The 14,051-nt window shown below is 62.2% G+C and carries 14 protein-coding genes; 10 read left to right on the plus strand and 4 right to left on the minus strand.

From position 1 onward, the window contains the following. Nucleotides 1-2 precede the first annotated feature (2 nt). Together ACYQ14_RS05660 and sppA are read right to left on the minus strand one after the other, a co-directional pair. Complete coding sequence (locus ACYQ14_RS05660) at nucleotides 3-1,304, minus strand: DUF373 family protein (RefSeq protein ID WP_459885746.1); 1,302 nt, start codon at nucleotides 1,302-1,304, stop codon at nucleotides 3-5. Between the two features lie 105 nt (nucleotides 1,305-1,409). Beyond that, nucleotides 1,410-2,405, minus strand: a complete 996-nt coding sequence (gene sppA, locus ACYQ14_RS05665) for a signal peptide peptidase SppA (RefSeq protein ID WP_459885749.1) — start codon at nucleotides 2,403-2,405, stop codon at nucleotides 1,410-1,412. Nucleotides 2,406-2,579: 174 nt separating this feature from the next. On the opposite strand from sppA, the gene ACYQ14_RS05670 reads away from it, so the two are divergent. The 4 genes from ACYQ14_RS05670 (at nucleotide 2,580) to ACYQ14_RS05685 (ending at nucleotide 6,412) form a co-directional block, all read left to right on the plus strand. Continuing rightward, entirely contained in the window at nucleotides 2,580-2,957 is a 378-nt protein-coding gene (locus ACYQ14_RS05670) for a hypothetical protein (protein WP_459885752.1), read from the plus strand. A 305-nt stretch (nucleotides 2,958-3,262) separates the two neighbouring features. After that, a complete protein-coding gene (locus ACYQ14_RS05675; RefSeq protein WP_459885755.1) occupies nucleotides 3,263-3,640 on the plus strand; it encodes a DUF7350 domain-containing protein in 378 nt (125 codons plus the stop codon). A gap of 43 nt (nucleotides 3,641-3,683) precedes the next feature. Then, nucleotides 3,684-5,708 (plus strand): AMP-binding protein, encoded by a 2,025-nt coding sequence (locus ACYQ14_RS05680; RefSeq protein WP_459885758.1) that lies wholly within the window; start codon nucleotides 3,684-3,686, stop codon nucleotides 5,706-5,708. A gap of 206 nt (nucleotides 5,709-5,914) precedes the next feature. Further along, nucleotides 5,915-6,412, plus strand: coding sequence for a cupin domain-containing protein (locus ACYQ14_RS05685; protein ID WP_459885761.1), 498 nt, complete (start codon nucleotides 5,915-5,917; stop codon nucleotides 6,410-6,412). Nucleotides 6,413-6,521: 109 nt separating this feature from the next. On the opposite strand, the gene ACYQ14_RS05690 is transcribed toward ACYQ14_RS05685, so the two are convergent. Beyond that, nucleotides 6,522-7,019: an SHOCT domain-containing protein gene (locus ACYQ14_RS05690; RefSeq protein ID WP_459885763.1), complete on the minus strand. Its 498-nt coding sequence runs from the start codon at nucleotides 7,017-7,019 to the stop codon at nucleotides 6,522-6,524. Between the two features lie 161 nt (nucleotides 7,020-7,180). Here ACYQ14_RS05690 and gatB point away from each other — a divergent pair, with 161 nt between their 5' ends. Together gatB and ACYQ14_RS05700 are read left to right on the plus strand one after the other, a co-directional pair. After that, complete coding sequence (gatB, locus tag ACYQ14_RS05695; RefSeq protein ID WP_459885766.1) at nucleotides 7,181-8,665, plus strand: Asp-tRNA(Asn)/Glu-tRNA(Gln) amidotransferase subunit GatB; 1,485 nt, start codon at nucleotides 7,181-7,183, stop codon at nucleotides 8,663-8,665. 113 nt (nucleotides 8,666-8,778) lie between these two features. Further along, nucleotides 8,779-9,759: an MBL fold metallo-hydrolase gene (locus ACYQ14_RS05700; RefSeq protein WP_459885769.1), complete on the plus strand. Its 981-nt coding sequence runs from the start codon at nucleotides 8,779-8,781 to the stop codon at nucleotides 9,757-9,759. A gap of 358 nt (nucleotides 9,760-10,117) precedes the next feature. Here the strand turns inward: ACYQ14_RS05700 and ACYQ14_RS05705 are convergent, their stop codons facing one another. Then, nucleotides 10,118-10,480 (minus strand): hypothetical protein, encoded by a 363-nt coding sequence (locus ACYQ14_RS05705; RefSeq protein WP_459885771.1) that lies wholly within the window; start codon nucleotides 10,478-10,480, stop codon nucleotides 10,118-10,120. 16 nt (nucleotides 10,481-10,496) lie between these two features. Between ACYQ14_RS05705 and ACYQ14_RS05710 the strand changes: the two genes are divergently transcribed. Genes ACYQ14_RS05710 through ACYQ14_RS05725 form a run of 4 tightly spaced genes read left to right on the plus strand, consistent with a single transcriptional unit; the run spans nucleotide 10,497 to nucleotide 14,046 of the window. After that, nucleotides 10,497-11,123, plus strand: coding sequence for an ABC transporter substrate-binding protein (locus tag ACYQ14_RS05710; RefSeq protein ID WP_459885774.1), 627 nt, complete (start codon nucleotides 10,497-10,499; stop codon nucleotides 11,121-11,123). A 36-nt stretch (nucleotides 11,124-11,159) separates the two neighbouring features. Beyond that, nucleotides 11,160-12,389: an ABC transporter ATP-binding protein gene (locus ACYQ14_RS05715; protein ID WP_459885777.1), complete on the plus strand. Its 1,230-nt coding sequence runs from the start codon at nucleotides 11,160-11,162 to the stop codon at nucleotides 12,387-12,389. Then, on the plus strand, nucleotides 12,386-13,231 hold the full coding sequence (locus tag ACYQ14_RS05720; protein WP_459885780.1) for an ABC transporter permease: 846 nt from the start codon (nucleotides 12,386-12,388) through the stop codon (nucleotides 13,229-13,231). The genes ACYQ14_RS05715 and ACYQ14_RS05720 overlap by 4 nt, the downstream gene beginning before the upstream one ends. Then, entirely contained in the window at nucleotides 13,228-14,046 is an 819-nt protein-coding gene (locus tag ACYQ14_RS05725; RefSeq protein ID WP_459885783.1) for an ABC transporter permease, read from the plus strand. The genes ACYQ14_RS05720 and ACYQ14_RS05725 overlap by 4 nt, the downstream gene beginning before the upstream one ends. Nucleotides 14,047-14,051 lie beyond the last annotated feature (5 nt).

The following is a 14,051-nucleotide window of genomic DNA, read 5'->3' on the forward strand; positions in this document are numbered from 1 at the left end:
CCCTACTGATCCGCGTTCGTGCCCTCGTCCGTTCCGTGGCCGCCGGAGCTCTCGTCGGTTCCCGTCTTCGATCGTGCACCGCCGTCCGTGAGTTCGGATTCCGAACCGGGATCGGTCAGTTCCGCCGCAGTCGCGTCGGCGTCTCGAGTCTGCTCGGAGTCGGCGTCCGGTTCGTCCTCCGGGACGGTGCCACTGAACGAGGAGGCGATTCGGACGCCGATCAGACTCACGAGGAAGCCGGCCACGACAAAGATCGCGAGGCGTTCGCCGGCGGTTATCTGGAAGCTCTCGACCGATCGCCAACCGAGGTAGAGATCAGGAACCGTCAGCGGACCGATCTCGCCCTGAGTCTCGAGGAAGTACGCCGAAAAGCCGCGAACGACGAGTCCGATCGCGATGACGATAAAGGGAAGGTTGAGATAGGACGCCCGCAACGGCCGTTCGCCGATGATTTCGTCGAGCAGGCGCCCGGCGCTCGCGGTAAGCGCAGCTGCGGCGAGCCACGGGACCCCCTCGAAGGCGAACGTGGCGGCGGGGATAAGTACCTCCCCGCTCTGGGGCTCCTCGAGGCCGGAAATGCCCAGCGCACCGGCAAAGATGCCGACGAAGGTGAGCCCGGCGGCGACGACGTAGGTGACGATCGACACCTGCCCCGTGTACAGCGACTCCCTAATCTGGTGTGCGAATCCGGTCATGAGTTCGTCGATGTTGAACCCCTTGTACAACAGGAAGAGCCCGATGACGGTCGTGATCGCGGCCGCACCCACCGCGGGGCCGAAGACGGTCGCCAGCATCGGAAACACGAGTAAGGTGAGCCCGATCGGTACCAGCACCGTCTGGCGAAGTTCCTCGTCCGCGAGAAATTGCTTGAGCAGGTAGTACGTCGACTCGATGTCCCTGGCCTGTCGAACGACGACCCGATCGACCGAGTCGACCTGCACGCGGCTCTCGACGACCGGCACCAGGCGTTCGTCTTCGGCGCTGTCGATGACGACAACCGCCGAATCCGGATCATGCTCTGCGATGAGTTCGTCCAACTGGCGCGCGACGGCTCGATCCGCCGAGACCATCGAATCGCGTTCGCCCGAAACGACCGCGACGACGGTCTCTTCGTTCTCGTCTCGAAGGTTCTGGGCGACCCGGAGAGACTCGAGCAAACAGTTTACTCCGGAGTCCTCGGGATCCGCGAGTCCGACATCAGTCACGAGCGCGCGCACTGCCTCCCAGCCGACGATCGGGGACTGGAGGCCGGTTCGGCGGCCGACCTCGTCGGTCCGGTCGAGACAGATGACCAGCGTAGTCACGGTAGATGTTCGACGCCCTGCCACGATAAAACCATGTACTCTTTCGCTCGTCTACGAGCGGATTCAGGCTCGAAACGGGTTCCCGTTTGCCGGGAATCGTGTCGATCAGGTTCGAAGCCGGAAGCCCCGATCCTCCGCGATTCCCGAAATCCCGGCACCGAAGGCGTAGGCGACCTGTTGGGCGCCGCCACCGACCCTTCGCATCAGCGGCTGCGGCGGCTCAAACTCCTCGATCGTCACGTCGTCGATCGCCAATCGATCCGCCAGTTCGTCCTCGAGGTCCCGTTTCGTGCCGAGTTCGTCGACGAGACCCATCTCGTGGGCGTCCTCGCCGAGGTAGATCCGGGCTTCGGTTTCGCGAACCAGTTCGGCGTCTATGTCGCGACCGTCGCTGACCCGTTCGACGAACGTCTCGTAGTAGTCGTCGATCAGCCCCTGTAAGTACGCGCGTTCGTCGTCGTCCATCTCTTTGAGTGGCGTGCCGGCATCCTTGAAGTCGCCCGCGGCGAATCGCTCGTAGGAGAGCCCGACCTTTTCGGCGAGGCCGGTTGCGTTGACTCGAGAGCCGATGACGCCGATCGAGCCGACGATGCTCGCGTCTCGAGCCCACAGTTCGTCGCAACCGCTTGCGATCCAATAGCCGCCGCTAGCACAGAGATCCGTCGTGTAGGCAATCGTCGGCCCGTCGAACCGCTCGGCCGCGAGCCTGATGTCGTCGCTCGGGACGACCTCGCCGCCCGGCGTGTTCAGCTTCACCAACAGCGCGTCGACGTTGCCGTCCTCGTTCGCCCGGTCGATCTGGTCGACGATGTCGTCCGCCGGGGTCGCGCTCGGGCTCGAGGGAAGCGGGCCGCCGCCGCCGTCACGACTGATCGGACCGTCAACGGCGACTTCCGCGACGTTGTACCCGGGGAACATCGAACGCGCGATGTTGCCCGCGATTCGGATCCCAATGACGACGACCGCGAGCGCCAGGAGGATACCGAACAGCTGCGTGAGCGATTCGGGAACGACGACGAACAGCCCGACGCCGGCGATCGCGAACACCGCCGTGCAGGCGGCGACGATCACGAACCGCCCCAATCCGGTACGACTAACCACCGAAGACACCTCGTTGCATGGACGTACCTCCGGGACCCCATCTGTTAAGCGTTCACGTCTCGACTCGTCTTCTCGAGACGGAAAACGGAGAGACGAGCCCGTCTCGCGACTGTCGTTTGGCGTATCTGCAGGCCGCCGTGCTATCACTCTCGCCGGCGTAGCAACCCACCAGCGATGCGACGGCGAAAACTTCTCGCGGCGTGTGGCTGTGGCGTCCTCGGGACGAGTACGGCCGGGTGTCTCGAGTCGCTCCGACGCGAGGACGCCTGGCGAGAACTCGTCGTCGATCCGCCGGCGGGCATCTACGTCCCGCCGAAAATCGACGAGATGACGACCGACGGGCTCGAGACCGCGGACGAGTACGCGGTCGCCCTGTTCGCAACTCGCCCGCACTCGTTCTGGACCGTAACCGGCGATGAGCAAAGCCGAGCGGATCTGCGATCGGACCACGCGATTCACTTAATGGCGAGCGTCTGGGACGAGGAAACCGAAATGGTGCTTCCAACCGGATATCGCGGTGTCGATTCGGCGCAACAGCGACAGCCTCATTGACCGACGGCTCTGGCCGATGCTCTCCCAGCGACTGGGCGAGTTCGGCGACCGATTCGAACCCCCGGCGACGCTCGAGGTCGAGTTCGAGTACTCGAGCGAGGCGATTGATTCGCTCGAGCGGACGCTACTCGACATCGAGGACGGACGGGGCGATTCGGACGCGCTCGAGTTGATGAACGGGTCGCAGGGCGGTGCGTACGAATCACGCGACGACCACCACACCCACCCGCCGCCCTCAATTACGCCCAACTTGTCGTCGCTTCCCGGCGCGTACGGCGGCGTCGCCGCCGGCAGGGATATCGACGTTGTCGTCACCGCCGGAGCGCGCGACCGAGGCGGCCGAGGCGACCGAGGCGGCCGGCGTAGGTGGGACGGACAAGACCTATCTCGCGATCTCGCCCCGAACCGCGTACAACCGCTGTATACTCCCCTTTGCCTCGCTTTCGGCGACCGTCACGCGAGACGGGGGCGAAATTGCGAGCGAGGAACTCACCGAAGCGATCGGGCCCGATCTCGAGCATCACTACGGAGCCGATCTCGAGATCGAGGCGTTTCAAGTTGGCGACGAGGTTTCGATTTCGCTCGAGACGCCGCCCCAACTCTCGCGACACGAGGGATACGAAACGGCGTTCTTCGATCTCGAGGACCAACGGGTTCGGCTCGCGGAACGAAACGCTCGGTGAGGACTTATTGTCCGAGGGCTTGATATCGTGTATACGAGTAACAATGTCCGAACACTCCGGTCTCGAGGACGTCGACGAAGTGGTCCACCGACCCAGCAAGTCGTTCGTCGAGTCGACGAACGTCGCGGCGTTCATGCGCGAGCACGATATCGCCGACTACGACGACCTGATCGAACGCACGACGACGGAACTCGAGGGCGTCGAGGAAAGCGGCGTCGACTGGTTCTGGGACGAACTCGTCGACTATCTCGAAATCGACTTCTTCGAGCCCTACGAGTCAGTTAGAGACGACAGCGAGGGACCGCAGTTCACCGACTGGTATCCGGGCGGAAAGCTCAACGTGGCCCACAACGTCGTCGACCGACACGCCGCGGTGGACGAGGCGGCACGAAACCGACTCGCGACGATCTGGGAGGGCGAGGACGGCGAGGTCCGGGAAGTTACCTACCACGAACTCCACCGAGGGTCGAATCAGGTCGCCAACGCGCTCGAGGAGCGGGGGATCGAAACGGGCGACACCGTCGGGCTCTACATGCCGATGGTTCCGGAGGTCGTCTCGATCCTCTATGGCTGTTTCAAGGTCGGTGCGATCGCCGTGCCGATCTTCTCCGGCTTCGGCGTCGACGCCGTCGCGACGCGACTCGAGGACGCCGAGTGTTCGGTGCTGTTCACCGGCGACGGCTTTCTCCGACGCGGCGACCCCGTCTCCCTCAAATCAACTGCGGACGAGGCGATCGAGCAGGCCGGACACGTCGAGCGGACGATCGTCTACGATCGACTGGGCTCGAGTGAGGAACATAGTAAGCACCAAATTCCCTGGTCCGACGACCGCGACGAGTGGTGGGTCGACGCCATCGAGGCCCAAGACGATAGCTACGAGACGAAATCCCTCGAGTCGGGTCGGGAGTCGATGCTACTGTACTCCTCGGGGACGACGGGGACGCCGAAAGGGATCGTCCACACCCACGCAGGCGTGCAACTGCAGTGTGCGAAAGAACTCCACTTCGGGTTCGACCTGCAACCCGCGGATCGGTTCTTCTGGGTGAGCGACATCGGCTGGATGATGGGTCCCTGGACGCTGATCGGCGTCCACACGTTCGGCGGCACGGTCTTCATGTACGAGGGCGCGCCAGATTATCCGAATCCCGACCGGTTCTGGGAGGTGATCGACCGACACGGCCTCACGCAGTTCGGCATCTCGCCGACGGCGATTCGGGCCCTTCGAAAGCATGGAGAAGAGTGGCTCGAGGGCCACGACCTCTCCTCGCTACGAATCCTTGGGTCGACGGGCGAGCCGTGGGACCCCGAATCCTGGCGCTGGTTCTACGAGCGCGTGGGCGACGGCGAGTGTCCGATCATCAACATCTCCGGCGGCACCGAAATTTGTGGCTGTTTCCTCATGCCGATGCCGACGGAGCCGCTCAAACCCTGCACGCTGGGCGGGCCCGGTCTCGGAATGGACATCGACATCGTCGACGCGAACGGGGAGTCAGTCAAAGATGACCGCGACCGGGGATTTCTGGTCGCTCGAGACTCCTGTCCGTCGATGACGAAATCCCTCTGGTCAGGTGACGACCGGTATCTCGAGGAGTACTGGTCGACGTTCACAGAGCCGCCGCTGTGGAACCACGGCGACTGGGCTCAGATGGACGAGGACGGCTTCTGGTTCCTCCACGGCCGGGCCGACGACGCGCTGAACGTGGCCGGGCGGAAGGTCGGCCCCGCCGAAGTCGAGGGTGTGCTTATCGACCACCAGGCGGTCAATCAGGCCGCCGCAGTGGGCGTTCCCGACGAGACGACCGGCACCGCGGTCGTCACCTACGTCATCGTCGAAGACGGTCTCGAGGAGAGCGACGAGCTGCGAGAGGGGCTGCGCACACAGGTCGGCGAGGAGCTCGGAAAGCCGTTCAGACCGCGAGAGATCCTCTTCGTCGACGAGTTCCCCAAAACGCAGTCGGGGAAAATCATCCGCCGGGCCATCGAGGCGACCTATACGGGCGAGGAACTCGGCGATATGGACAGCATCGAGAATCCGGGGGCGCTCGAGGGACTCGAGAAGGCGAGATAAGGGCTCGGCTGGGTGCCCCTCGAAGTGCGTAGGTGCTCGCCGGAGTCGGGCCAGTTTCTCGTCCTGTCGGTCGATCGGTTCCTCCCGTTACCGTGAAAAACCGTTATAGTCTGAGCGGGCGTAGTAGCACGTGATTCAGGCCGCCCATCTCGTCGGCATTTTCACGACTGTGCGCGACGGTCCGCAATCATCACGGTGAGCAAATCATGGCAACAACATCGAAAAGACAGCACGAACCGGCTCGAGCGGTCGACCTCACCCGATTCGAGGGGATGGACGTCTATCAGGAGGGCGACGAACGCGCTCGAGTCCGCGGTTACTTCCCGTTGACGCCCGGCGCGCCGAACGCGAGCGGACGCGCCGAGGAGATGATGATCGTCTCTCTCGAGATTGAACCGGGAAACTACCTTCCGTCCCATCGGGATAGCAACGAGGAACTGCTCGTCGTAACGGCCGGGAGAGTCGAGGCGACGATCGGCGACGAAACGATCGACATCGAGGCTGGACAGTGTGCGGTCGTCCCCGAAATGGAACCGCACGGCCTCTCCAACGGCGGCGACGAAACCGCGTCCGTCATCGGATTCTTCCCGAACACCGAACTCACTGCGACGTTCGAGAAACCCCTCGAGCCGTTCGGAACGGCGGAAGTGACTATCGGCCCCATGCCGGCCGCTGGTGAGGACGAGACTGACGACGAACACTAACGCGCAGTGAACGAGGGAGGACCGGCAGTTCGCTCGAGCGGGTCGACGGTTTCAAACAGAGAAGCCGACAATTCTCGTCTTTTCCGTTCGCGTATCGCTGCCGCGGCAATTAGCCCTCGTCGAGGAGGACATCGTCCGGTCTCGGATCCTCGGAGGCGTGTGTATCATCTTCGGAAAGATGTGTATCGCCACCGGCCTCCGCACGCGGGTTTCGATCGGTTCGGCGCGGACCATCCTCGTCCTGCTCCTCGAGGAGCGCATCGAGGCGCGCTTCGAACGTTTCTTCGTCGATTTCCCCGTTCGCGTATCGCTGCTGGAGCGTCTCGATCGGGTCCGCTTTCTCGGTCGACTCGTCGTCTTCGTTGTCTTCGTCGTCGCTCGAGAGTACCATGAAGGCGACGACGGCGGGAACGAGCAGGATCGCCAGTCCGAACAGCGCGGCAACGACTCCGAGAGCGATACTGCCGAGTTCGACGCCGAGAGCGACGCCCGCGAAGACGACGCCGAGGACCATCGAGAGCCCCGTCATCACAACGAGTGCTCCAAGTAGCACGCTCAGGACGGTCGCCCACGTCGGCAAATCGCGAAACCAGGTGGGGAGCTCCATAGAGAACGTAGGGTATCGCTCCTCATGTTTGTTGTGCGCTACCATTCATACAGTCCCGATACGGGCTGGTCGTTCGTCCGATGTGCGATGGCCGAGACTGGCAAATGGCTGTCGTCCAGATCCCGTTACGCTTTACCCCCGTCGGGTCGAATCGGCATTCAATGACTGCCCAGACCGTCCAGCAGGGCGACCTCGTCACCGTCATCGGCCTCGAGGTCCACGTCCAACTGGAAACCGACACGAAGATCTTCTGTCGCTGTTCGACCGAGCAGACCGACGACCCCAACGAGAACGTCTGTCCGGTCTGTCTCGGACTGCCCGGCGCGTTGCCAGTGTTGAACGAGGGAGCCGTCGAAGCGGCCGTCAAGATCGGCAAGGCCATCGACGCGGAGATTCCCGAGGAGACGCGCTTTCACCGGAAGAACTACTACTACCCCGACCTGCCGAAGAACTTCCAGATCACCCAGTACGACGAGCCGATCTGTCAGGAGGGCGAACTCGAGATTGCCGTCGAAGGCGAACGGCGCGACGTTCGCATCGAGCGGGCCCACCTCGAGGAAGACCCCGGGAGCCTCCAGCACGTCGGCGGGAGCATCGACACCGCCGACTACACGCTCGTCGACTACAACCGGGCCGGCACGCCACTGATGGAAATCGTCACGGCACCCGACTTCCGGAGCGCTTCCGAAGTGCGGGCGTTCCTCGCCGAACTCGAGGAGGTCCTCGAGTACCTCGGCGTCTTCGACGCCGGCCGAGACGGGAGCCTACGCATCGACGCCAACCTCTCGATTATCGACGGAGAGGAGGCCAACGAAAACGGCGAGATCGGAATTGACGCACTCGAGGCCGCAAACCGCACGGAAGTCAAGAATATCTCGAGTCACAAGGGTGCCGAAAAGGCCCTGGCCTACGAGGAGACTCGACAGAAAAACGCCATCAAGCGCGGGCGCGTTGTCGAACAGGAGACGCGCCACTGGGACGAGAGCCGTGGGATTACGGTCTCGATGCGCTCGAAAGAAGAGGAGAAGGATTATCGGTACTTCGAGGAAGCCGACCTGCCGCCGCTTCGGGTCTCCCACTGGAAGGACGAGATTTCGATTCCGGAGCTTCCGACCGCCCGACGCGAGCGGTTCCGGTCCGAATACGACCTGAACGAGGAGGCGGCATCGAAGCTCACATCGACCAAACAGGTCGCGGATTTCTACGAGACCATCGCCGACGAGTTCGATCCCGACCTCGCGGCGACGTGGGTCGCGGACAACCTGCTCGGCGAACTCAACTACCGCGACATGGAGATCACGGACATCGAGGACCGACTCGAGGAAGTCACCCGACTCGTCGAACTCGTCGCCGAAGACGAGATCACGGCGAAAAACGCGCGGGAAACGGTGCTTCGAGATATGCTCGACGACGAACAGGATCCGGATTCGATCGTCGAGGAGGCGGGACTCGGCAAGACCGACGACGACGAGGTTCAGTCGGCCGTCGTCGAGGCCATCGAGGAGAACCCTGACGCCGTCGAGGACTACGAGAGCGGCGATGACGGCGCGATCAACTTCCTCGTCGGACAGGTCATGCAAAAGACCGGCGGCAGCGCCGACCCCGGCGACGTCAATCAGCTGTTGCGGGCCGAACTCGAAGAATAGACGAGACAGAACCGCCGACGGTCTCCGTTTTTGACGAGTTCTCGCTTCGAACTCGCGGAACCCCAGTTCCGCAATCGGGCCGGTTATTAGCCGGGGCTGTGTGTCATTAACCCATGGACCGAATCACGCTGGGAAACAACGAGTTCGAAGGCCAAAACAACGCGTACGTGTTACACGAGGGGGACGAACTCGCGCTCGTCGATACCGGTATCGCAACGGTGGGTGTCAGAGAGGATCTTCGCGAGGGACTCGCCGAATACGGCTACGAATTCGCCGATATCGACGACATCGTGCTCACTCACTTTCACACCGATCACGCCGGACTCGCCGGTGAAATCCAGTCCGAGAGCGACGCGACCGTCTACGCCCATGAAGCCGACGCGTCGATCATCGAGGGCGATGAGGAAACAATCGCCGCGCTCGACCAGCGTCGACGGGAGTACCTCGAGACGTGGGGCGTTCCCGAGTCGAAACAGGAAGACCTCCTGAGCGTCGTCGAGGCGGTTACCGGATTGAACGACACCCACCCGACCGTGACGCCGATCGAGGACGGCGACGTCCTCGAGGTAGGCGGCGTGACCCTCGAGACGGTTCACGCTCCCGGGCACGCGTTAGGGTTGTGTTGCTACGAACTCACAGAGCGAAACGAAGCCTTCGTCGGCGACGTCATTTTGCCAGTCTACACGCCCAACGTCGGCGGAGCGGACGTTCGCGTCGAGCGCCCGCTCGCGACGTACCTCGAGACGCTGGAGGCGATCGTCGACCGGGACTACGACCGCGTCTGGCCCGGTCACCGGGACCCGATCGATGAGCCGACGGATCGGGCGCTGACGATCATCGACCACCACCGGGAGCGGACCGAACGAGTCATCGACGTTCTCTCCGAACACGGGCCCGCCGACCCCTGGACCGTCAGCGCGGAACTCTTCGGCGAACTCGAGGGGATTCACATCGTTCACGGGCCGGGTGAGGCCTTCGCCCATCTCGACCACCTCGTTCACGAGGGTCTAGCAGAAGTTGACGACGGCGAGTATCAACTGACCGCGAGCGAGGTCGATCTCGAGTCGGTCGTTCCGTCGGCGGAAACGATGTGACCGATTTCAGTCAGCTTCTTGCGGAGAATTCCAAATTTTCTTTCGGATTCGCGTCACCGACAGATAGTCGTCCGATGCCGGCGTTTCGACGACGGACAGCCGCGCGTCTCGTCGATAGCAATTCGTTTTCATCTCATAATCGTTGCGTGTTATCTAACCTCATGTTTAATAGGGTTGGTTCGAATAGGTTAGATAATCGCTGGTAAGCGATCAGGCCAAAATGAAAAACGAAACTAACTCAAAAAGGAGAAAAAATAACGTTAATAATATATTTAGACGAAACGGAAATATTGGAAGGCCAAAGAATGTGAGTGTGGGCCGGCGAGCGTTCGTTAGTGCCGTCGGCTCGAGCGTCGCGTTAACCACGCTTTCGGGGTGTCTCGGAAGTGGCGACACGATCACGTACCTCAATCGGGGCGGAATTATTCAGGAGGCCGAACGCGAGGTACTCGCGGAGTGGGAAGACGAAAACGACATCGAGATCGAACACACGGAGGCGGCCGAGGATACCGAAATGTTCGAACTCCTCGATCAGGACCCCGGCCAGTACGACATGGTGACCCTCTCGCCGTACGGATTCGGACTGAACGAGGTAAACCACGACGGCGAGATGCTGGCCGAAATTGACCTTGACGAGGTGCCGAACTACACGGAGAACATCATGGAAGAGTGGCGAACCGCGCCGTTTCTCGAGGGTCACGATCAGGGACTGTTCTATCACGTGTCGGCACAGGGGGTTGGGGTACAATACGGAGGAAGTCGACGAGATCACGTCGTGGGAGGACATCAAAGACCCCAATCTGGACGGCCGCGTGACGCTCTTCGACAGCGCGCCGACACGGTTTGGCAACGCCTGTGCGGCGCTCGGCTATCTTCCGGAGGAGGCCGTCGAGGACGACGACATGTACGCCGAGGTCGAACAGGAAATGCGCGAACAGGACCAGAACGTCTACAACCACTGGCAGGCCGCCGACCAGTTCATGCAGGACATGCGCGAAGAGCAGGCGTTCGTCTCCTCCGCGTGGGGCGGTCGGATCGAATCGCTGTATCACGACGATCACCCCGTGGACTACGTGATTCCTGAGGAGGGCTGTATCACCTGGTCGGTCGCGTTCTCGATCATCGACGAGAGTGACATGAAAGACGAGGTTCACGACCTTCTGAACTGGCTCTACCAGGAGGAGGTCGCGACCGAGATGACCGAACACCACTACTACCCGATTCCGCTCGAGGGAGACCACGACGTGATGAACGACCGGTTCGAGTCCCTAGAGACCGACGATATCGTCTGGTTCGACTGGGAAGCGGTGATTCCACATCTCGCGGATATCGAACAGACGTTCAACGAAATCAAGGCGGAGTGAAACCTCGATCGAGCAAACCGTGCTATATAGACACATATGCTAGAAGTCACCGGACTCACGAAGTCGTACGGATCGTTGCTCGCCGTCGACGAACTCTCCGTTCGAATCGAACGCGGCGAGTTCGTCACGCTTCTCGGGCCGAGCGGCTGTGGAAAGAGCACCACCCTCCACGCGATCGCCGGGCTCGTCGAGCCGACCGCGGGGACGGTTTCGCTCCGCGGCGAGGACGTCACCGACACGTCGCCGAACGATCGAAACATCGGCTTCGTCTTCCAGCACTCTGCGCTGTTCCCGCATATGACCGCGGCCGAGAACATCGAGTACGGTCTCACGATGCAGGGGTTCGACGCCGTCGACCACGACGAACAGGTCGATCGGTTTCTCGAACTCGTCCAACTTTCGGACCACCACGACCACAGCCCGAGCGAACTCAGCGGCGGCCAGCAACGGCGGCTCTCTCTGGCTCGAGCGCTCGCCTACGAGCCCGACATCCTCCTGCTGGACGAACCGTTGACCGGACTCGATCGGGTGTTGCGCGAAGAGATGCGAAACGAGATCAGGACGATCCAGCAGGAAGTCGGCGTCACGACGCTGAACGTCACCCACGATCAGGCAGAAGCGCTCTCGATGTCCGATCGCGTCGTCGTCATGAACGAGGGGAAACGAGAGCAGGTCGGCTCCCCGAAGGAGCTGTATCGAAACCCGGCGAGCGAGTTCGTCGCCGAGTTCGTCGGGCAGTCGACGCGGTTCTGCGGACGGCTTCCGACCGACCGCTCGAGGCGAGTGGCGACTGACGGCTCCGCGAGCGCAGACGAAGCGGCTGGGGATGTGGCGTCCTCTGCGGTCGACGACCCCAAGGAGAGCGATTCGGGAACGGAATCCCGGACGCTGTCGGTCGTCACCGATTGCACCGACGAACGCGGTACCATCGAGGTCGAGATCGATCGGAGTCGATTGGACGGCCTCGAGCTCGGTGCCCGCGAGGAGCTTTCGCTGTACGTCCGTCCCGAATCGATCGACGTCGAACCGCTCGAGGGCTCTGACCCCGCTCGGGTCCTCGAGGATTCCGATCCCGCTCCAGTCGACGGCTCGAACGCGTTCACCGCGACGGTTCGAACCGTCGAGTACCTCGGGCATCGAAACGAGGTCGAGGCGTCGCTCGCGGACGGAAAACAGGTCACAGCGTACGCCGATTCGACTCACGACATTCGGCCGGAAGACGCCGTCAGGCTCCGGTTCGACCCGACGGACGTGATCGTCGTATGAGGATCGTCCGCCTGCCGTCGTGGGGCGTAACCACGCGTGTCCGTACCGCTATTTCGGCTCGAGCCCTCGTGGGGCTCGGCCTCCTGTGGCTGACCGTCTTTTTCGTCCTCCCGGTCGGATTCTTGTTGATCGAGAGCCTCAACTTCGGCGACGGAAGCCTGTTCGAACACTACGAACGTGCGCTCAGTACGGTCTATCTGTACGGCCTGGGCCGGACGCTCGCATACGCGTTCGTTACCACGATCATCTGTCTCGTGCTGGGGTATACGATCGCTTACTACATCGCGTTCAGATCAAACCGGCCGATTCTGTTGCTCTCGTTGGTGCTCTTACCGCTGTGGATCGCGATCATCATCCGCTACTTCGGCGTCAACCTCTTTTTCCTTCCGACGGGGCCGGTTCAGGAGATTTTCGGGACCGATTTCGGCGTCCTCTATTCGACGCCGGGGGTCATTATCGGACTGGTCAGCGCGTTGCTCCCGTTCGCGATCTTACCGATGTACAACTCGCTTCGATCTATCGACGACGAACTCCTCGACGCCTCGCACATCCTCGGTGCGTCACCGTTCGAAACGTTCCGGACGATCATGCTTCCGTTGAGCCTGTCCGGAATCGTGGCCGCGACGCTGTTCGTCTTTATTCTTGCCGCGGGGTCGTTCCTCGCACCGGACATTCTCGGCGGACCTGGTGACGCGATGATGGCCAACTACATCGAGGACGCGACGACCTACAGCATCGAGCTCTCGGCGGCCTTCTCGGTCATCTTCACCGCCGCCCTCCTACTCCTCGTCGGGCTGTTCAATCACGTCGCGAACATCTCGGAGGTGCTCGGCGAACTATGAGCACCATCGATACGGATCGCCGGACGAGACGGTTCGACGAGACGATACGGTCGCTCCTCTCGAGAGTCGGTACTTGGTTTTGTCTCCTGTTCATTTACTCGCTCCTGCTCGTTCCGGTCGGCATCGTCGTGCTCACCTCCGTTGCGGACAGTCCCGCGCCGACGCTCCCGACGAACGGGATCACCCTCGAGTGGTACGTCTCGCTCGCCCAGAACCAGCGCATCTTCGACGCGGTGGTCAACAGTACGATCATCGCGACGGTTGCGTCGGCTCTGGCAGGGGTGATCGGAACGGCTACCGCCTTCGGCTTCGTCAGGAGCGACATATCGAGAAAGGAGACGCTGGCGACGGTCATGCTGTTGCCGATCATGATTTCGCCGGTGATCGCCGGGCTCGCCCTGCTCCGGTTCGGAGCGAGTGTTGGGATCCCCGCCGGCTATTCCCGAATCATCCTCGCGCACACGATCCTCACGTTCCCGTTCGTCTTCCTGATCGTTCGGGCGCGACTATTGACCTTCGACGACCAGCTTGAGGACGCTTCAATGACTCTGGGCGCGACACGTCTCGAGACGGTGGTGAACGTCACGCTTCCCATCCTCGCGCCAGCGATCACGGCCGGCACCTTGCTCGCCTTCGCCATCTCCTTCGGCGAGTTCACCGCGACGCAGTTTCTGGTCGCACCGGGGACGACGACCGTTCCGGTGATCATCTACAACGAGATTCAGACGGGACTCACGCCGGAAATCAGCGCGCTCGCATCGGTGCTGGTCTTCCTAATGATTCTCGTCGGCGTTCTCGGCGACCGGATCAATTGAGGATG

This window comes from Halostagnicola bangensis (genome assembly GCF_054653435.1).

Coding starts and splice junctions, on each gene's coding strand:
- ACYQ14_RS05670 (WP_459885752.1), top strand. CDS start 2,580: ATGCGACGGCGAAAACTTCTCGCGGCGTGTGGCTGTGGCGTCCTCGGG.
- ACYQ14_RS05680 (WP_459885758.1), top strand. CDS start 3,684: ATGTCCGAACACTCCGGTCTCGAGGACGTCGACGAAGTGGTCCACCGA.
- ACYQ14_RS05685 (WP_459885761.1), top strand. CDS start 5,915: ATGGCAACAACATCGAAAAGACAGCACGAACCGGCTCGAGCGGTCGAC.
- ACYQ14_RS05690 (WP_459885763.1), bottom strand. CDS start 7,019: ATGGAGCTCCCCACCTGGTTTCGCGATTTGCCGACGTGGGCGACCGTC.
- gatB (WP_459885766.1), top strand. CDS start 7,181: ATGACTGCCCAGACCGTCCAGCAGGGCGACCTCGTCACCGTCATCGGC.
- ACYQ14_RS05700 (WP_459885769.1), top strand. CDS start 8,779: ATGGACCGAATCACGCTGGGAAACAACGAGTTCGAAGGCCAAAACAAC.
- ACYQ14_RS05715 (WP_459885777.1), top strand. CDS start 11,160: ATGCTAGAAGTCACCGGACTCACGAAGTCGTACGGATCGTTGCTCGCC.
- ACYQ14_RS05720 (WP_459885780.1), top strand. CDS start 12,386: ATGAGGATCGTCCGCCTGCCGTCGTGGGGCGTAACCACGCGTGTCCGT.
- ACYQ14_RS05725 (WP_459885783.1), top strand. CDS start 13,228: ATGAGCACCATCGATACGGATCGCCGGACGAGACGGTTCGACGAGACG.